The following is a 17,168-nucleotide window of genomic DNA, read 5'->3' as shown; positions in this document are numbered from 1 at the left end:
TTTCGAGCGAAGTGGGAATTGCTTCGCGTGAAGAAAACACGATTTTCGCGAGCGATCAGCGGGCGGCGATCCGCTCCACCGCGTCGCGGCGGGGCTGGGCGAATTTCGTCCGGCTCCTCTCGCTCACCGGCTTGGCGTTCACAGGCTCGACGGCGGCGGGGGGCGCTCCCACATCCAGCTCACTGGTGAAATAGCGAGTCAATTCGGAGACGATCATCGACTTCACATCGGCGCCGAGCGCGGTGACGACCGCACGATAGCAAGCGCTCGGAGGGCCATAGACCTCATGCGTCTTTTGATCGATCAGATCGTCGCGCCGCGTGATCTCGATCAGCTTTTTCTCTTCCAGCGATTTGTCGATGACGGCGAAGAGGCGCGTTCGCGCATCGGCTTTGCCGTAGTCGCATTTGATCGCATCGGCGCCGAGCTTGTCCATGCCGGCGGCGTCGAGCGGAAGGAGATGGATCAGCCGCTCCACCTCGCGCGGTCCGAGCTTTCGCGCGAGGGCGGCGAAATCGTCCGTGGAATTCTTTTTCGCGCCGAGATCGGGATTGATCTCGAAAGCCTTTTGTCCGAGCGCGAGCTTGAAATCGCCGATCTCGACCGACTGCACTCTGGAGAGAAGCATCAGCGCCGAGTCGGGCCGCTGATAGACGATGACCCCGGCTGCGGCGCTCGGCGCGCCGATCGCCGTCGCCAGGGTCGCAGTCTTGAGAAAATCGAACAGTTTCTTGGCAAAATCGCTCATCGCAATGCTCCGTCCCAAAATTTCCGAGCGTTCGATCGCTCGCTTCCAACGCCGAGGATATTGCGGGACGGGGCGGCGCGTTTCTGTGTGTCGACGCACAAGTCGATGAACAATTCGTCAACAAATCTCCGCGGGCCGGCGGACGGCGGCGGGATCGCGCGAGAGCCGCGCGCGCAGGAGATCGATCTCCTTCGACAGCGGACCGGCGCGATCGAAAGCGAGCTGGCCGAGCGGCGCGATGACGGTCTGATGGGCGCCGCCGACGGCGAATTGCGTGACGCACATCACGGCTTCTCCCGTCTCGAATATGGAGGTGACGATACAGTCCGGCGAAAGATCGCCTCGGTGAACTAGGGATTGAGCCTTGCGTCGCAATGTGGGGCGCATCCGCGCCCGGGCCGGAAGAAAATGCGACAGGTCGCGCCAGGCCCCCTGGACGCCGCGCGAAACATTGTCCATCTCGAAATCTCCTCTGCGCAAAATTTTCGTGATTCGGCAGCCGTCGCCGACCGTATGACGACGATCATAGGCCGAAAAGTCTGCCGCCGTCCTGACGGCAAAACGTCTCGGTCGGGGATTTTTTGGAAATTTCGAACAAAAAAGCATATTACGCCGAGGTTACGTGACCTTCATGAAATATTCGCGTTATGTATTATGTATTTATACAAACGAGGAGGAGAGATCGCGGGGGCGAATCCGCCGCTCATGCGAGCATGGCGGCGGGATGCTCGATCAGCCGCTTGAATTCCGCGAGCAGGGTCGCGCCGAGCGCGCCGTCGACGGCGCGATGATCGACCGAGAGGGTGACGCTCATGATCGTCGCGACGACGGGCGCGCCATTTCTAGCGACGATGCGCTCCTCGCCGGCGCCGACAGCGAGAATCGTCGCGTGCGGCGGATTGATCACGGCGGCGAAATTCTTGACGCCGAACATTCCGAGATTGGAGACGGCGGTCACGCCGCCCTCATATTCATTGGGCTTCAACTTGCGCTCGCGGGCGCGCCGCGCCAAATCCTTCAGCTCGATGGCGATCTCGCGGAAATTCTTGGTCTCGGCGTTGCGCACGATGGGCGTCACCAGCCCGCCAGGGATGGAGACGGCGACGCCGACATCGGAAGATTTGTGCTTCAGCATCGCCGTCTGCGTGAAGGTGACATTGGCGTCCGGGACCGTCTGGAGCGCCAGCGCCATCGCCTTGACGATAATGTCGTTGACCGAGACTTTCCATTCGGGCTCGCCATTCGCGCCCTTGGGCGCGGCGCTGTTGTAATCCTCGCGCAGCCGCAGCAGCGCGTCGATCTCGCAATCGGTCTGCAGAGCGAAATGCGGAATCGTCCGCACCGCCTCGACCATGCGCCGCGCGATCGCCTTGCGCATCGAATCATGCGGAACCTCGGTGAAGGAGCCGGGCGCGAAGAGCTGGCGCACCACGGCGTCGGACATTCCGACCGGCGCCTCGATCGCTGGGGCGGAGGGCGGCGTCGCCACGGGCCGCGCGCCGGAGCCGAGCGCCGATTTCACGTCGCGCTCGACGATGCGGCCATGCGGGCCGGAACCCTTCAGCGCGGCGAGATCGAGCCCATTGTCCTTGGCGAGCCGCCGCGCCAGTGGCGAAGCGAAAATGCGGCCGTCAGCTCCGCCAATACGCCCCCCTATTTCACCTCCAAGCAGCACCATAGCTAAACCTCATCAGAGATATTTTCAGGGGGCGGGAGAAGAATTGGCTCGTCTCCTGGAGGTAGAGAAACCCCTTCTTGCCGCGCTCGTGATCGGCTAACCACTTTTATCATATCTTTCACTTCATCGATTAGTGGCTTTGATTTCTTCGCCATGTCCCCTGCCACGAACGCAACATCACTCATGAACGCAAAGAATCTATCTGTTCGAGTGCCATATTGATCAACCTCCTGGGCAAGCGCGTTTAACCTCTCGAAAAGAGCGTTCTTTTTCCTAACAGGGAGCCCACTTTCATCAATCAGCCGCCTTATTTTTTCTAGATGATCGCGGATCTTTTGCTTTTCTTGCTCATTCAACCTAGCAACACCAAAGGACCCGTCGAAATTTGTAGAAATTTGGTCTATCATTTCGTTAATTTCAGATGAAACGTACCCTTTTACGAATTTTACGCGATTCCCAAGTATATTGTTCGAAATACCTTTTATATTGTGGTCTGTTACGCTATCGAGGTCGTCAATAACGATGTCTAGATTGAATCGAGATGCAAATGTTTTATAGAATAAATAAATACGAACCGCGTCCGGGCTGCCAATCCTGCGTCCTGCCTCAAATATACTAAAAACTCTTTCGGCAAATATGACGAATGCACTGCCGGGGTCGCTTGGCAAGTTCGAAGTTAGTTCTTGAAGTAAGTCAGCCATTTCGCCCCCAGGTAATCAAATTATCTATACAGCACGGCCTTCGCCGCCGCGATCACATCGGCGACGGAAGGCAGAGCCAGCTTCTCGAGATTGGCGGCATAGGGCATAGGCACGTCCCTGCCGGTGACGCGCAGCACCGGCGCGTCGAGATAATCGAACGCCTCCTCCTGCACGCGGGCGGCGATCTCCGCGCCTATGCCGCATTGCGGCCAGCCCTCCTCCACCGCGACGCAACGGCCGGTCTTCTTCACCGATTCGATGATGGCGGGAACATCCATCGGCCGCAGCGTGCGCAGATCGACGACCTCCGCCTCTATCCCCTCCTTGGCCAGCGCCTCGGCGGCCGAAAGACAATGGGTGACGCCGATGGAGAAGGAAACGAGCGTCACATCCGTTCCCGGCCGGGCGATGCGCGCCTTGCCGATAGGGATGAGGAAATCCTCGAGCATGGGCGTGTCCCATTGCTTGCCATAGAGAATCTCATTCTCGAGGAAAACCACCGGGTTAGGATCGCGAATGGCGCTCTTCAAAAGCCCTTTGGCGTCGGAGGCGTTGGAGGGTGCGACCACCTTCAGCCCCGGCACTTGCGAGAACCAGGCCGCATAATCCTGGCTGTGCTGCGCGGCGACGCGCGCGGCGGCGCCATTGGGGCCGCGAAAGACGATGGGGCAATTGATCTGCCCGCCGGACATATAGAGCGTCTTGGCCGCGGAATTGACGATGTGATCGATCGCCTGCATGGCGAAATTGAAGGTCATGAACTCGCAGATCGGCCGCAGCCCGGCGAAGGCGGCGCCGACGGCGAGGCCGGCGAAGCCATATTCGGTTATGGGCGTATCGACGACGCGGCGCGGGCCGAATTCCTGCAACAGCCCCTGCGTGACCTTATAGGCCCCCTGATATTCGGCGACCTCCTCGCCGATGACGAAGACATTTTGGTCACGGCGCATCTCCTCCGCCATGGCGTCGCGCAGAGCTTCGCGCATGGTCATGGGGATCAGCGTCGTATCGGCGGGAATTTCGGGGACGGCGACGGCGGGCGAGGGAGCGGCGGGCTCGGCCGCAGTCGCGGCCGGCGCAGCGGGAACGGCGGCGACGACGGCCGCCTCCTGCGGAGCGGAGGCCGGAATATCCGGCGCCTTGGCGGGCGTAGGCGCGACGGTCTCGGCGGGGGCGGCCGGCGTCGAAGGCGGAGCCTCCGCAAGGCCGATCTCCTCGCCCTCCTCGGCGATGACGGCGATGGGCGTGTTGACGGCGACATTCTCGGCGCCGCCCGGCACGAGGATGCGGGCGAGCACCCCCTCGTCCACGGCCTCCACCTCCATCGTCGCCTTGTCGGTCTCGATCTCGGCGATGACATCGCCGGCCTTGACCTTGTCGCCTTCGTTCTTGAGCCATTTGGCGAGCTTGCCCTGCTCCATCGTGGGCGACAGCGCGGGCATGAGGACATTCACGGTCATGGATTTATCCGCACAATAAAGAGGGCGCGCGCTCCCTTCTCCCACTTGTGGGAGAAGGGAGCGCGGCGAAGCCGGGTCGGATGAGGGCTATCGCCGCAACAACCGCCTCGGGCCGTAAGTTCGAAGGAGCAGAAGAACGACGAGCCCTCATCCGACCCTCGCTGACGCGAGGGCTGCCTTCTCCCGCAAGCGGGAGAAGGAAACGCGCGCGATGAGCCCGCCTTTCCCTCATAGAACCACATCCGTCCACAATTCGCTCGGATCGGGCTCTGGATCATTGGTCGCGAAATCCGCCGCCTCGGAGACGATACGGCGCACGGCGGCGTCGATCTGCTTCAGCTCGTCCTCGCTCGCTCCGCCGGCCAGCAGACGGGCGCGCACCTGCTCGATCGGATCGTGCTCCTCGCGCACCCGCTGCACTTCTTCCTTCGAGCGATATTTGGCCGGATCGGACATGGAATGGCCGCGATAGCGATAGGTCTGCGCCTCGATGAGGAAAGGCCCCTTGCCGGCGCGGCACCAGTCGAGCGCCTCGCGCGCGGCGGCGGCGACGGCGCGCACATCCATGCCGTCGATCTGCCGGCCGGGAATGTTGAAGGCCGTGCCGCGCATCGAAAAATTCGACTGCGCAGAGGAGCGTTCCACCGACGTGCCCATGGCGTAGCGATTATTCTCGACGATGAAGACGATGGGCAGCTTCCAGAGCTCCGCCATGTTGAAGCTCTCATAGACCTGGCCCTGATTGGCGGCGCCGTCGCCGAAGAAGGTCAGCGAGACGGAGCCGTCGCCGCGATAGAGATCGGCGAAAGCGAGGCCGACGCCGAGCGGGGCCGGCGCGCCGACGATGCCATGGCCGCCATAAAAATTCTTCTCGCGCGAGAACATGTGCATCGAGCCGCCCTTCCCCTTGGAATAGCCGCCCCGCCGCCCGGTGAGCTCGGCCATCACGCGCCTCGGCTCCATGCCGCAGGCGAGCATATGGCCGTGGTCGCGATAGCCGGTGATGAATTGATCTGTGGATTTCGCCGACATTCGCGCGCCGACGACGACCGCCTCCTGGCCGATGTAGAGATGGCAGAAGCCGCCTACGAGACCCATGCCATACATCTGGCCGGCCTTCTCCTCGAAGCGGCGGATCAGCAGCATGGCCCGATAGGCGGAAAGGTCCTGCTCGCGCGTGAAGGCCAAGATGCCGCCCTCGGCCTGCGCGCCTTCGGCCGCGCCAGCGACATCGGCGAGTTTCGCATTCTTATCCGCTGCCGGCATGTCCGCCCGTCCTCGTGGTCGTTCGACACTATCTGGGAGCGCGTGAGGCGAAGAGCGAGCCCTCGTCCCTCCCGCATCGCGGCAAGGGCTCCGCCTCCGGCAGAATAGCTCGAGCACGCGCCGAAAACGAGCCGTCTCGCGGCGCTGTCCTCAGCGGCGCGTGGACGGCGCAGGCGGCGTGAGAATGACGATGTCGTTGCGATGCGCGCGGCCGAGCACCAGACGCGCCTCCTCGTCCAGAATATCGGCGTCGACGACGTCGCCGCGCACCAGCGCCAGCTTACGCTCCCATTGCGCGCGCTCGGCCTTCAGCCCGGCGAGCTCGCCGCGCAATTCGGCGATGCGCTGCTCATATTCGACGCCGGCCTTGAGTCCGCGCTGACCGTTGACGCCGTGCCAGACGAAATAGCTCGCCACGAGCCCCGCCGCTCCGTAGAGCAGCAGGGGGATCACAAAAGAGCGCAGAACATGACGAGCGAACATGCCGCCACTTTGCGCGAACATTGTATAAGCGCCGTTAACGGCCTGGGTCTCGCCGAATCGGGCGGTCAGCGCCGCCCGCGCGCGACCCGCTCGATCTCCGCGCGCACGAGGCGCTCGACGAGATGCGGCAGATTGTCGTCGAGCCATTGCTTCAGCATCGGCCGCAGCATGTCCTGCGCATAGCGCTCGATGAGATCGGCCTCGCTGATGACGATGCTCGCCGCCAGCGCCTGGAAATGCGCGCCGATGGACATGGCCGCGTCGGTCGAGACGAGCGGCGTCGGCTCGCTGTCATTGGCCGGCTCGGCCGGGCTCGGCTCGATGCTCGCCGTCATGGGCTCGTCCTCGGCGCCCTCCTCGTCCATATCCTGGACATAGTGCTCCTCGGCCGCCGCGAGAGATTCGTCGAGCGTTTCGTCCACCGCTTCCTCGGCCGTATCTTCCGACCAGCGGCTCTGATCCGCGGATTCGGGCGCGGACGCCTCCGGCTCGGGAGCAGCGCTCGGCCGCAGCCAGAAATCGGCGGGCTTCGCCGGCTCCACCGCCGGGATGGGAGCGGGAGCGGCGGCGACCGGCGAAGGCGCGGCCGGACGCGCGGCCACAGGCGCGCGCGCGGCGGGCGCAGGCGGCGTCTCTTCGCGCTGCTGCGGCTCGGCCGGACGCTTCTCCTTGTCGCGCTCGCGCCTCGCGGCCGGCAAAGCGTCGTCATCGGCGATAATGCGCCGGATCGATGCGAGGATTTCCTCCATCGACGGCTCGTGCGACCTGCGCTCGGCGTCGAGCGCCGGCGCGGTGATCGAAGCGTTCACTGCGCTCATGAGATGTGCTGCTTCCCGTCTCGCGGCGACGGCTTTCGCAATATCGTCGCCGCTCGCTCTCCTCTCCGCTCTTTGCGAGCGTCGATTCGCATCATCGGACGATTCCCCCTTTGGGTGAAACCGCGGGGGTTGTGCGTACGGGAGTTTTCACACGAATTTTTAACGATCGGCGCCGCGCGGCGCGCCGCTCAATGCGCAGCGGACGCGTCGAGGCCGAGCCACATGCCTCTCACTTGCTCGAAATGCGCCGTCGGATCATAGGCGACGACATCGAGCTTCAGATTCGCGGCCGACAATCGGCCGATCGCGCCGAGCGCAGCGTAAGAAGCGACGACGCGGTCGCGTTGCGCGATGATCAGAGCGACGCGCGCATTGAGCAGCGCATATTGCGCATTGAGCACGTCGAGCGTCGTGCGCTGGCCGACCTGCGCCTCCTCGCGCACGCCGCGCAAAGCGATTTCCGCCGCTTTGACAGCGGCTTGGCCGGAGAGAATCGAAGCGCGCGCCGTGTCGAGCTGCGCATAGCTGGAGACGACGCTGGCGCGCACGCTGTCGCGCTGCAGATCGGCGTTGAAGCGCGCCTGGCCCAATTGCTCCTTGGCTTGGCGGATAGAGGCGTATTCGGCGCCGCCCTGATAGATCGGCACGTCGAGCCGTCCGCTCGCGCCGGCGGAGAATTGCCGCGTCGCCGGCGATCCGAGAAAGGAATCATATTGCTGCGAGAGCTGCGCGGCGACGGAGAGCGTCGGCGCCAGCGCGCCTTCCGCCACCTTTACCGCGGAAGCGGCGACATCGACCTGATGCTGCGCGGCGACGACGCCCGGATGCTCGACGATGGCGACCGTGATCGCCTGATCGAGCGACTTCGGCAGCAGCGCCTCGACCGATTGCGCCGGCTGCAGATTTTTCGCCTCGACGCCGATGATCTGGCGATAATTGGCGACGCTGGTCTTCAATTGGCCTTGCGCGCCATAGAGTTCCGTACGCGCCTGGGCGAGCGTCGATTCGGCCTGCGCGACATCGGTGCGCGTCACCTCGCCCACTGCGAATCGGTCGCGCGTGCGCAGGAGCTGCTGCTCCAGCACGGCGACATTGTTCTTGCGCAGATCGAGCACCGCCGTGTCGCGCAGCACATTCATATAAGCGGCGGCACCATTCTGCAGCGTCGCCTGTTCGGTGAGGCGCATCGCCTCGCGCGCGGCGTAGACGCCCGATTCGGCCTGCCGCACGGAATTGCCGGTGCGGCCGCCGTCATAGAGCGTCTGCGAGAGGCTCAATGTCGCGCCGCGCGGATAGCCGACATATTCGTCATACATATAGGTGCGCTGGCCGGTCAGCTGGCTGCGGCCCGCCGGGATCTTGATGTTGGAGTTCTGCGGCCCGGCGCTCGCCGAAATGCTCGCCTTGGGACGCATTCCGGCGGCGGCCTTGGGCGCCTCCTCATCCCTGACGCGCACATTGGCGCGCTGCTGATTCATGTCGGGATTGCCGTGATAGGCGCGCGCCAGCGCCTCTTTCAGAGTCTCCGCCGCGGCCGACGACGAATGAGCGAGGCCCATGACCAAAAGCCACAGCCCGAGCCAGAACGACGGACGCAATTCGACGATACGCATTCCACAAAGACCCGCTCTGCGACACGGCGCGCTCGGCGCTCGACGAGCCCTACGGCCTACTCACGGAACACGACGCTCGAAACAGGGAATCCGAGCCAGAAGATCGAAGACTTGGATATCGTCGACTTGGGAAATCGCCGCCGTCAGAATACGAAGCCGGGCGCCTTCTCGAAGCCTTCGAGAACGGGCGCAGAGGCGTCGAACAAAGCGCGCGCGCCGGCCGGAGCGCCGCCGGAGCGATCGTAACGGGTGACGGCCCAGCCGGCGTCCGGCTCCGCCTTGGCGATGGCGAGAAGACGGCCTTCGGGGGCGAGCTGCTCGAAAAGACGCTCGAGACCGGCCTCCACCGCGCCTTGCACGAGGATGACGTCGAAGGGCGCAGCCGAGGGAACGCCGGCGGCGAGCGGGCCGGTCTCGACGCGGACATTCCCGACGCCGAAGAATTGCAGATAGGCGCGCGCCGTCGCGGCGAGGCGGGCGTCGTCCTCGAGGGCGACGATCTCGCGCGCCAGCGGCGCGAGCAGCGCCGAGGAGTAGAAAGTGCCGCCGGCGATATCGAGCACGCGATCGGTCTCGCGAATCTCGGCGTCCTGGAGCAGACGCGCGAGCACCAGCGGCGGCAACAGCGCGCGCGCGAGGCGGCCGTGCTCGTCCTTGAGGGTCAGCGCGAGATCGGAATAGGCGAGCGGGGCGAGATCGTGCGGCAGGAAAATCTCGCGCGGCACGGCGAGGAAGCGCCGCAGCAGCGGCAGATCCGTCACATCGAATGTGCGCAACTGCCGCTCGACCATCGTCTGGCGCAGGGCGGCGGTCGCCGCGCCTTGTTGCGAATTCGTCTCTGCGTGGAGCTCAGCAGCTTCGGCCATCGACCTTCCGGCGTCGCGCCGGCCTCTCGCGGGGTCTCGACGACGGCCGCCGGTCCGCCGCGGGCGCCCCGCATATTGAATAGACGCCAAAATTCCAAAGAAGGCGTTCGGACGGGCCGGCTCCTCTCGCCGAACGCTTTCGCTCGCGCCGCGCTGCAAGAGCTCGGCCGTGCGCTTTATAGGTTCGCGCCGCGCCCATGTCCATGGCGACCGGACGCCCTCCCCCGATTCCGCGCGAGCGCCGTCAGTTTCGCTCGAGTTCGGACACGAGCGCGCCGGCCGGGCCGTCCTCGCCGAGCGCCCGCATCTGCGCGAGCGTGCAATTGTCGAGCACGCTGGCGATGGCGTCGCGCGCCTCGAGCATCAGGAGCCGCACCGTGCAATGGGCCTCGTCCTCGCAATCGTCGCAGCGGCGATAGACGGTGCGGCTGGCGCATTGGATCGGCGCGAGCGGTCCGTCCAGCACTCTTATGACGGCGCCGACGCGTATCTCCTGCGCAGAACGGGCCAGCGTGTAGCCGCCGCCCTTGCCCTTCTTGGAGTGGACGAAGCCGGCGTTGCGCAGCTCGCCGAGAATGGCGTCGAGAAACTTCTTGGGGATCTGATTCGCCGCGGCGATATCGGTGACGAGCGAGGTCCGCCCCGGCTCGAAACCGGCCAGATAGACCATCGCCTTCAATCCGTATTTCGCTTTCTTCGTCAACATGAAGCGGCGTCTCCTCGGGTCCGCATAGCCGGCGTGTAGGGTGAAATTTTCTCCGGCGAGCAGATTCTACAGCAAATTGGCGCCATTTTGCGCCCCTTGTCCACTGGCGGCCAGGCGGCCCTCGACGCCGCGCCAAGCGGCGAGTTTCTTCTACAGCCTATGTTATTCGTAGACAAATCAGCGATTAAGCTGCGCTCACCCCAGCGCGGCGGGCAATTCGACCGCGGTCGCGCCATTTCCCGCCGTCATAGCCGTCGGGCCGCGAGCCGCCTCGGCCGTCGCTTCTTTCTTGACATGTTATAGTATTTTTGTGGACTATAGGAAAATCTTTCTCGAACGCCGGAAGCGCCATGGACGCCATCGACCGCCACATTCTCTCGATTCTCCAGGAGGACGCCTCTCTCTCCATCGCCGACATAGCGGCGCAGGTCGGGCTGTCGCAGACGCCCTGCTGGAAGCGCATCCAGCGGCTGGAGGCGAGCGGCGTTCTGCAGGGGCGGGTCGCTCTGCTCTCGCCCGAGAAGCTCGGTCTCGGCCTCAGCGTCTATGTCTCCATCGTCGCCGGCGAGCATTCCGACGCCTGGCTCGATCGCTTCACCCGTTCGGTCGCCGCCATGCCGGAGGTGGTGGAGTTCTATCGCATGGCGGGCGACGTCGATTACATGCTGAGGGTGGTCGTCTCCGACATGATCGCCTTCGACGAATTCTATAAGCGCCTCATCGCGGTCGCGCCTCTGCGCAATGTGGTGTCGCGCTTCGCCATGGAGCGAATCAAGGCGACGACGGCTCTGCCGCTCGAAACCGCTCCGCCGATCGCATTTCCCCGCGCGCGCCGGGTGGCCGAAGAGGCCGTCGCAGGATAAGCTCGCGACAAGCGCGTCAGCGACCGACATAATTCGAGGAGCAACCCATGTCAGAGGTAGTAGCAGCGCCGATTTTCAGCCAATCGGAAAAACCCGGCCGCGGCCGTATCTATGATTCGATCACGCAGACGATCGGCGATACGCCGCTCGTGCGTTTCGACCGTCTCGCCAAGGAGAAGGGCGTCAAAGCCAATCTTCTCGGCAAGCTCGAATTCTTCAATCCGCTCGCCAGCGTCAAGGATCGCATCGGCGTCAATCTGATCGACTCGCTGGAAAAGAGCGGCCGCATCGCGCCCGGCCGCAATCTCTTGATCGAGCCGACCTCCGGCAATACGGGCATTGCGCTCGCCTTCGTCGCCGCCGCGCGCGGCTATCGCCTCGTTCTGGTGATGCCGGAATCCATGTCGATCGAACGTCGGCGCATCCTCGCCGTGCTCGGCGCCGAGCTGGTGCTGACGCCGGCCGCGCAGGGCATGAAGGGCGCCGTGGCCAAGGCCACCGAGCTCGCCGCGGAAAATCCCGACGCGGTCATTCCGCAGCAGTTCGAGAATCCGGCCAATCCCGAAATCCATCGCGTCACCACGGCCGAAGAGATTTGGAACGACACCAAGGGCGAAATCGATTATTTCGTCTCCGGCGTCGGCACGGGCGGCACCATCACCGGCGTCGGCCAGGTGCTGAAGCCGCGCCGCCCCAGCCTCAAGGTCGTCGCCGTGGAGCCCGAGGATTCGGCGGTGCTCTCCGGCCGTCCGCCGGGACCGCATAAGATTCAGGGCATCGGCCCCGGCTTCGTGCCGCCGATCCTCGACCGCACGATCATCGACGAGATCGTCACCATCGGCAATCAGACCGCTTTCGAGACCGCGCGTCAGCTCGCCAAATTCGAAGGCATTCCGGTCGGCATCTCGTCGGGCGCAGCCGTCGCCGCAGCGCTCGAAATCGCCGCGCGTCCAGAGGCCGAGGGCAAGAATATCGTGCTGATCATCCCCGATTTCGCCGAGCGCTATCTCTCGACCGCGCTGTTCGAAGGCGTCTGACATAATTGCATCGCGGGACCGGCTTCTGTTCGCATCGGCCGGTCTTTTCGTTCGTGATCAGCTTCGCCGTCGAACATTGCCGCCGACGAAGCTGTTTCACGCTTCCCGCCTCAACCGGCCGAGCGCGGCGCTGCGATTGAGCATCACGTCTTCGAAACGCGGCGAGAGCAAAAAGGCGAGCTCCTGCTCGCGCGTCACGGTCACCGGATCTTGCGCGCGCAAATCCTCGTCGACGCGGCCGGGATGGCACATCACGAGATGCCGCTCGCCGGGCGCGCGCAAATAGGTTTCGAATTGCGCGGCGTAATCGCTCTGCGGATCGAAATCGGAAAAGCCAGCGAAGCCTTCGTTGAGCAGAAAGCCGCGCGCCACCGCCTCGCGCCGATAGCCGCGCCCGATGGCGCGCACCGCCAGAGCCTTGCGCATGTCCGAGCCGCGAATCACGATGCGATGCATTCGATCGCCGGCGTCGCGCAGCCACAGCTTCTCGCCGGTGAGGCCGCGCTTCTCCAGCGCGTCGAACAGCGCCGTGCGCACGCCGGGCAGCGCATGAACATGCTGATGCCCGTCGAGATGGTCCGGCGCGCGGCTCATCACCGCATAGAATCGGTCGATCTGGCGGTCGATCTCGGCGCGGATCTCCTCCATCGGCAGCTTTCCGCGCATGGCGGCGCGAATCACCTCGCGCAAAGGCGGAAACACGCCGCCCGGCGCGAATTTCGGCATATTGGCGAGCGGGCGCCCGAGGGTCAGATTGAAATGCACGCCGATATCGGCGTCATGGCGGCGGCGCGCCAGCTCCCGCCCCATAGCCGGCCAGCGATCGACATTGGTGAGCGCGGAGACCGCCGTCAGCCGCCCGGCGTCCAGCGCCTCGAGAATGCCGAGGCTGACGCCCATGGAGAGACCATAATCGTCCGCGCAGAGCGCGACCGCACGTTGCGCCGCCATCTTCTGTCCTGCCCTTCCCCCACCGCGGCGCGCTTGCGCATTTTCGCGCGCCCGCCTAGGTCTTGCCCGTTTCTCTTGCCCGGTTCGAACCTATAAGGCGAGCGATGGACGATAAAGCCGAAAATCCGCCTCCGGAGATATCCGTAGCCATTCCGGTCTTCAATGAGGCGGCCAATCTCCGCCCGCTCGTCGCAAGGTTGAAGCCCGTGCTGGAGCGCTGCGCCGCCTCTTTCGAGATCGTCTTCGTCGACGACGGCTCCTCCGACGAAACGCTCGCGGGATTGCGCGAATTGCATGAGGAGGACGCCCGCGTCAAAGCAGTGTCCTTCAGCCGCAATTTCGGCAAGGAGATCGCTATCGCCGCCGCTCTCGACCACTCCCGCGGCGCAGCCGTTGTGCTGATGGACGCCGATCTGCAGCATCCGCCGGAGACGATCGCGCAATTCGTCGCCAAATGGCGCGAGGGCTATAAGAACGTCTATGGCGTGCGCCGCGACCGCGCCGGCGAGCCGCTGCTGCGATCGCTCTTCGCCAATCTCTTCTATGGCCTGTTCGATCGTTTCGGCGAGACGCCTCTGCCGCGCGGCGCCGGCGATTTTCGCCTGCTCGACCGCCAGGCGATCGACGCGCTCTCGCGAATGCGCGAGCGGGCGCGCTTCTCCAAGGGTCTTTTCGCCTGGATCGGCTTCAAATCGATCGGCGTGCCCTTCGAGGTGGAGGAGCGCGCCTCCGGCCGCTCCAAATTCAATTACGCCAAGCTCGTCCGCTTCGCGCTCGACGGGCTGATGTCCTTCTCTTCGGTGCCGCTGAAGGTATGGGCGGTGATCGGAATCACCGTCTCGACCTTCGCGCTCGCCATGGCCGCCTATTATTTCTGGCGCACCGTGTTCTATGGCGTGGATGTCCCCGGCTACGCCTCGCTGATCGTCTCCATCGCCTTTCTCGGCGGAATGCAGCTGTTCTCGCTCGGCGTGCTCGGAGAATATATCGCCCTCATTTTCGCCGAGGTGAAAGGACGTCCGCTCTATCTCGTCGCCGAACGGGTCGGAGTGGAAGAACAATGACGATCCGGCGCGCGCGCCCCACTTCCCTCTCGAGGGCCATTGAAAGCACACATCCTCGCCCCCGCGACGTCATGGCCGGGCTTGTCCCGGCCATCCACGCCGAGACGCCGAGGCGTTTCGAGAAATTTGGCGTGACGCCGAAGCTCCGGCGGCCGCCGTGGGAGGAATCCGTCGATAGCGGGCGCTTTCCTTTGGTTGCTCAGCTGCTTGGCGTGGATGGCCGGGACGAGCCCGGCCATGACGGCCTCAGCGTCTCGCAATGTATGAATCGTAGAGTCATCGAGGAGAGTGTGTATCGCGGGCGCAGGCGCCGATGATCCGCAATCTCCTCTCCGTCGGCGGCTTCACGCTGCTCTCGCGCATCACGGGCTTTCTGCGCGATGTGATGCTGTCGGGCATTCTCGGCGCCGGGCTCGCGGCGGACGCTTTCTTCATCGCCTTTCGACTGCCCAATCATTTCCGCGCCATTTTCGGCGAAGGCGCCTTCAACGCCGCTTACGTCCCCTGCTATTCCAAGGCGCTCGAGCAACAGGGAAAAGACTCGGCGAAAGAATTCTCGAGCGAGGTGTTCACGCTTCTGCTCGCCTCGCAGATTCTGCTGCTCATCCTCGCTTACGCCTTCATGCCGCAATTCGTCGCCCTGCTCGCGCCGGGCCTCGACGATCGGCCGGAAAAATTCGCGCTCGCCGTTTCGCTGACGCGCATCACCTTTCCCTATCTGCTCTGCATGACTCTGGTGACGCTGCATCAGGGCGCGCTCAACGCCAATGGCCGCTTCGCCGCGCCGGCCTTCGCGCCCAATCTGCTCAATCTCTCCATGATGGCGGCGCTCGCCGTCGCCTTTCTCTTTCCGAGCGCGGCCTATGCCGCCGCCTGGGGCGTGACCGTCTCGGGCGTCTTGCAGCTCGCTCTGCTGATGGCCAACGCCCGCATGATCGGCGTGATGGAAGGCCTCGCGCGGCCGCATTGGAATCGCGTGCGCGAATTCTTCCTGATGCTGGGGCCGGCGGTGATCGGCTCGGCGAGCGGGCAGATCGCCATTTTCGCCGATACGATCATCGCCTCCATGCTGCCGGACGGCGGCGTCTCCTCGATCACTTACGCCGAGCGCATCTATCAGCTGCCCAATGGCGTCATCGGCCTCGCCGCCGGCACAGTGCTGCTGCCGGAGATGAGCCGCCGCATCGCCGCCGGCGATGAGGACGGCGCCCATGCCGCGCAAAATCGCGTGATGGCGCTGACAGTGGCGCTGGCCGCGCCTTTCTTCATCGCCTTTGTGACGATCCCCGAGCTCATCATGAGCGGCGTCTTCCAGCGCGGCGCCTTCACCCACGCTGACGCCGCCGCGTCGGCGGATGTGCTCGCGGCCTATGGCGGCGGGCTGATGGCGCTGGTGCTGATCGCCTCGGCGCGCGCGAGCTTTCAGGCGCATGGCGACACCAAGACGCCCATGTATGTCGCGCTCGGCGCTGTCGTCGTGAATGTGGGGCTGAAGATCGCGCTCTATGAGCCGATGGGCGCGCCGGGCCTCGCCACCGCGACCTCCGTCGGCCTCTGGCTCAATCTCGCAGCGCTGATCGGCCTCGCGCTGCATCGCGGGGCGATGCGCTTCGACGAGACGTTTTTGCGCGTCTCGATCGCAAGTCTTTGCGCAAGCGCGCCCCTGCTGGCGACGGCCGTCTATGGCTATGGGCCGGCGATGGCGCTGACCGGGGGCCTCGGCCCCTTGCGCGATATCGCCGCTCTGCTGCTGCTGGGCGCGGCGGGAGCGCTCGTCTATGGAAGCGTTCTCGCCTTATGCCTGCGCCTCTTCGGCCTGCGCCTGTCGCAGCTGAGACGGGCAAAACGCTGATCTGCGCGTCAGCCGGACTTTTTCGCCGCCATCATATAATTCACATCGGTGTCGTGGCTCTTGCGCCAGCTGCGCGTCAGCGGCTGGAAGCTCATGCCGGAGCGGTCGATCTCGCGCAGCCCGGCGCGGCGCAGCCAGGCGGACAATTCGTCGGGCCGGACGAATTTGTCGTGGTCGTGCGTGCCGCGCGGCACCCAGCCCAGCACATATTCGGCGCCGAGAATCGCCAGCGCATAGCTCTTCAGCGTGCGGTCTATGGTCGCGAGAAACAGCATTCCGCCGGGCTCGACCAGCGAGGCGAGCGTCGCGACGAAATCGCTCTGTCCTTCGACATGCTCCAGCACCTCCATGGCGACGACGATATCGAAGCGCGCGCCTTCCGCGGCCAGCGCCTCGGCGGTGCTGTTGCGATAGGCGATGTCGAGGCCGGAGCGCTCCGCATGGCGGCGCGCCACCTCTATATTATTGGGCGCAGGATCGACGGCCGTGACCTTCGCGCCCAGCTCGGCCAGCGATTCGCTCAATATGCCGCCGCCGCAGCCGATATCGACGAGCCGCAGCCCGTCGAGCGGCTGCGCGTCATGGCGGTCGCGCGGCGCTCCGTCCATGCGGAAATGGCGGCATGCGTGGTCGCGGATATATTCGACGCGAACCGGGTTGATGTCGTGCAAAATGCCCATCTTGCCCGTGGCGTCCCACCACAGCTCGCCGAGCCGGTCGAAACGGTCGACGTCGGCGGGATCGACGCTGGCGGAATGGGGGCGGTCATGATGATGCGGCACGCTTGTCCTCTTTTGTTCGGCCTCGGCGGCCGCTCTCGCGATCTGGAGCTCGCCCTCATGCGTCGAGACGGCTCCTTCGGAGCCTCCTCGGCATGAGGGAGAGATTGCTCCCGTCACCAGTGGCGCTCCTCATGCCGAGGAGCCCGCGTGGCGGGCGTCTCGAAGCACGCGGAACCCCGCCGCGGCGTTGACACCGGCGGCGGGGGCGTCACATATACGCCCGCTTTTGGTCGGATGCGAGCGGCCATCCGGCTCGCCCGAGCCGGGCCCGTGTTTCCAA

General features: G+C 64.6%; 17 protein-coding genes. 4 read left to right on the top strand and 13 right to left on the bottom strand.

Features of this window, described 5'->3' with window-relative positions:
- Positions 1 to 55 precede the first annotated feature (55 nt).
- From KP010_RS12855 to KP010_RS12805, 11 genes are all read right to left on the bottom strand, one after another.
- Positions 56 to 748: a hypothetical protein gene (locus KP010_RS12855; protein WP_142861960.1), complete on the bottom strand. Its 693-nt coding sequence runs from the start codon at positions 746 to 748 to the stop codon at positions 56 to 58.
- Positions 749 to 865: 117 nt separating this feature from the next.
- Positions 866 to 1,207: a hypothetical protein gene (locus KP010_RS12850; RefSeq protein ID WP_108917756.1), complete on the bottom strand. Its 342-nt coding sequence runs from the start codon at positions 1,205 to 1,207 to the stop codon at positions 866 to 868.
- 244 nt (positions 1,208 to 1,451) lie between these two features.
- Positions 1,452 to 2,426 (bottom strand): 2-oxo acid dehydrogenase subunit E2, encoded by a 975-nt coding sequence (locus KP010_RS12845; protein ID WP_185966422.1) that lies wholly within the window; start codon positions 2,424 to 2,426, stop codon positions 1,452 to 1,454.
- Positions 2,427 to 2,428: 2 nt separating this feature from the next.
- Positions 2,429 to 3,127, bottom strand: a complete 699-nt coding sequence (locus KP010_RS12840; protein WP_142861961.1) for a hypothetical protein — start codon at positions 3,125 to 3,127, stop codon at positions 2,429 to 2,431.
- 20 nt (positions 3,128 to 3,147) lie between these two features.
- On the bottom strand, positions 3,148 to 4,587 hold the full coding sequence (locus KP010_RS12835) for a pyruvate dehydrogenase complex E1 component subunit beta (RefSeq protein ID WP_142861962.1): 1,440 nt from the start codon (positions 4,585 to 4,587) through the stop codon (positions 3,148 to 3,150).
- A 228-nt stretch (positions 4,588 to 4,815) separates the two neighbouring features.
- Entirely contained in the window at positions 4,816 to 5,853 is a 1,038-nt protein-coding gene (gene pdhA, locus KP010_RS12830; RefSeq protein WP_142861963.1) for a pyruvate dehydrogenase (acetyl-transferring) E1 component subunit alpha, read from the bottom strand.
- 150 nt (positions 5,854 to 6,003) lie between these two features.
- On the bottom strand, positions 6,004 to 6,357 hold the full coding sequence (locus tag KP010_RS12825; protein WP_108917752.1) for a septum formation initiator family protein: 354 nt from the start codon (positions 6,355 to 6,357) through the stop codon (positions 6,004 to 6,006).
- A gap of 44 nt (positions 6,358 to 6,401) precedes the next feature.
- Positions 6,402 to 7,154: a PopZ family protein gene (locus KP010_RS12820; RefSeq protein ID WP_142861964.1), complete on the bottom strand. Its 753-nt coding sequence runs from the start codon at positions 7,152 to 7,154 to the stop codon at positions 6,402 to 6,404.
- A 188-nt stretch (positions 7,155 to 7,342) separates the two neighbouring features.
- Positions 7,343 to 8,767, bottom strand: coding sequence for a TolC family outer membrane protein (locus KP010_RS12815; protein ID WP_142861965.1), 1,425 nt, complete (start codon positions 8,765 to 8,767; stop codon positions 7,343 to 7,345).
- A 143-nt stretch (positions 8,768 to 8,910) separates the two neighbouring features.
- Entirely contained in the window at positions 8,911 to 9,633 is a 723-nt protein-coding gene (locus KP010_RS12810; RefSeq protein ID WP_142861966.1) for a protein-L-isoaspartate O-methyltransferase, read from the bottom strand.
- Positions 9,634 to 9,877: 244 nt separating this feature from the next.
- A complete protein-coding gene (locus KP010_RS12805; protein ID WP_108917748.1) occupies positions 9,878 to 10,339 on the bottom strand; it encodes an Rrf2 family transcriptional regulator in 462 nt (153 codons plus the stop codon).
- A gap of 350 nt (positions 10,340 to 10,689) precedes the next feature.
- On the opposite strand from KP010_RS12805, the gene KP010_RS12800 reads away from it, so the two are divergent.
- Positions 10,690 to 11,202, top strand: a complete 513-nt coding sequence (locus tag KP010_RS12800; RefSeq protein ID WP_108917747.1) for an Lrp/AsnC family transcriptional regulator — start codon at positions 10,690 to 10,692, stop codon at positions 11,200 to 11,202.
- A 47-nt stretch (positions 11,203 to 11,249) separates the two neighbouring features.
- Positions 11,250 to 12,239 (top strand): cysteine synthase A, encoded by a 990-nt coding sequence (cysK, locus tag KP010_RS12795; protein WP_142861967.1) that lies wholly within the window; start codon positions 11,250 to 11,252, stop codon positions 12,237 to 12,239.
- A 96-nt stretch (positions 12,240 to 12,335) separates the two neighbouring features.
- On the opposite strand, the gene KP010_RS12790 is transcribed toward cysK, so the two are convergent.
- Entirely contained in the window at positions 12,336 to 13,190 is an 855-nt protein-coding gene (locus KP010_RS12790; protein ID WP_142861968.1) for a ChbG/HpnK family deacetylase, read from the bottom strand.
- 104 nt (positions 13,191 to 13,294) lie between these two features.
- Here KP010_RS12790 and KP010_RS12785 point away from each other — a divergent pair, with 104 nt between their 5' ends.
- Positions 13,295 to 14,254 carry a glycosyltransferase family 2 protein gene (locus KP010_RS12785; RefSeq protein WP_142861969.1) on the top strand — a complete coding sequence of 320 codons (960 nt, stop codon included), beginning with the start codon at positions 13,295 to 13,297 and terminating at the stop codon, positions 14,252 to 14,254.
- A 313-nt stretch (positions 14,255 to 14,567) separates the two neighbouring features.
- Positions 14,568 to 16,106: a murein biosynthesis integral membrane protein MurJ gene (murJ, locus tag KP010_RS12780; RefSeq protein ID WP_216280932.1), complete on the top strand. Its 1,539-nt coding sequence runs from the start codon at positions 14,568 to 14,570 to the stop codon at positions 16,104 to 16,106.
- Between the two features lie 8 nt (positions 16,107 to 16,114).
- On the opposite strand, the gene ubiG is transcribed toward murJ, so the two are convergent.
- Positions 16,115 to 16,888 carry a bifunctional 2-polyprenyl-6-hydroxyphenol methylase/3-demethylubiquinol 3-O-methyltransferase UbiG gene (ubiG, locus tag KP010_RS12775; protein ID WP_142861971.1) on the bottom strand — a complete coding sequence of 258 codons (774 nt, stop codon included), beginning with the start codon at positions 16,886 to 16,888 and terminating at the stop codon, positions 16,115 to 16,117.
- Positions 16,889 to 17,168: the final 280 nt, after the last annotated feature.

This window comes from Methylosinus sp. KRF6, assembly GCF_018887255.1.
GTDB classification, from domain to species: domain Bacteria; phylum Pseudomonadota; class Alphaproteobacteria; order Rhizobiales; family Beijerinckiaceae; genus Methylosinus; species Methylosinus sporium.
Note: the sequence above shows the minus strand (reverse complement) of the source record. Positions and strands in the feature narration are given on the sequence as shown.

Excerpts from the sequence above, each read along its gene's own strand:
- KP010_RS12855 (WP_142861960.1), bottom strand. The coding sequence starts at position 748 with ATGAGCGATTTTGCCAAGAAACTGTTCGATTTTCTCAAGACTGCGACC.
- KP010_RS12850 (WP_108917756.1), bottom strand. The coding sequence starts at position 1,207 with ATGGACAATGTTTCGCGCGGCGTCCAGGGGGCCTGGCGCGACCTGTCG.
- KP010_RS12845 (WP_185966422.1), bottom strand. The coding sequence starts at position 2,426 with ATGGTGCTGCTTGGAGGTGAAATAGGGGGGCGTATTGGCGGAGCTGAC.
- KP010_RS12840 (WP_142861961.1), bottom strand. The coding sequence starts at position 3,127 with ATGGCTGACTTACTTCAAGAACTAACTTCGAACTTGCCAAGCGACCCC.
- KP010_RS12835 (WP_142861962.1), bottom strand. The coding sequence starts at position 4,587 with ATGACCGTGAATGTCCTCATGCCCGCGCTGTCGCCCACGATGGAGCAG.
- pdhA (WP_142861963.1), bottom strand. The coding sequence starts at position 5,853 with ATGCCGGCAGCGGATAAGAATGCGAAACTCGCCGATGTCGCTGGCGCG.
- KP010_RS12825 (WP_108917752.1), bottom strand. The coding sequence starts at position 6,357 with ATGTTCGCGCAAAGTGGCGGCATGTTCGCTCGTCATGTTCTGCGCTCT.
- KP010_RS12820 (WP_142861964.1), bottom strand. The coding sequence starts at position 7,154 with ATGAGCGCAGTGAACGCTTCGATCACCGCGCCGGCGCTCGACGCCGAG.
- KP010_RS12815 (WP_142861965.1), bottom strand. The coding sequence starts at position 8,767 with ATGCGTATCGTCGAATTGCGTCCGTCGTTCTGGCTCGGGCTGTGGCTT.
- KP010_RS12810 (WP_142861966.1), bottom strand. The coding sequence starts at position 9,633 with ATGGCCGAAGCTGCTGAGCTCCACGCAGAGACGAATTCGCAACAAGGC.
- KP010_RS12805 (WP_108917748.1), bottom strand. The coding sequence starts at position 10,339 with ATGTTGACGAAGAAAGCGAAATACGGATTGAAGGCGATGGTCTATCTG.
- KP010_RS12800 (WP_108917747.1), top strand. The coding sequence starts at position 10,690 with ATGGACGCCATCGACCGCCACATTCTCTCGATTCTCCAGGAGGACGCC.
- cysK (WP_142861967.1), top strand. The coding sequence starts at position 11,250 with ATGTCAGAGGTAGTAGCAGCGCCGATTTTCAGCCAATCGGAAAAACCC.
- KP010_RS12790 (WP_142861968.1), bottom strand. The coding sequence starts at position 13,190 with ATGGCGGCGCAACGTGCGGTCGCGCTCTGCGCGGACGATTATGGTCTC.
- KP010_RS12785 (WP_142861969.1), top strand. The coding sequence starts at position 13,295 with ATGGACGATAAAGCCGAAAATCCGCCTCCGGAGATATCCGTAGCCATT.
- murJ (WP_216280932.1), top strand. The coding sequence starts at position 14,568 with ATGATCCGCAATCTCCTCTCCGTCGGCGGCTTCACGCTGCTCTCGCGC.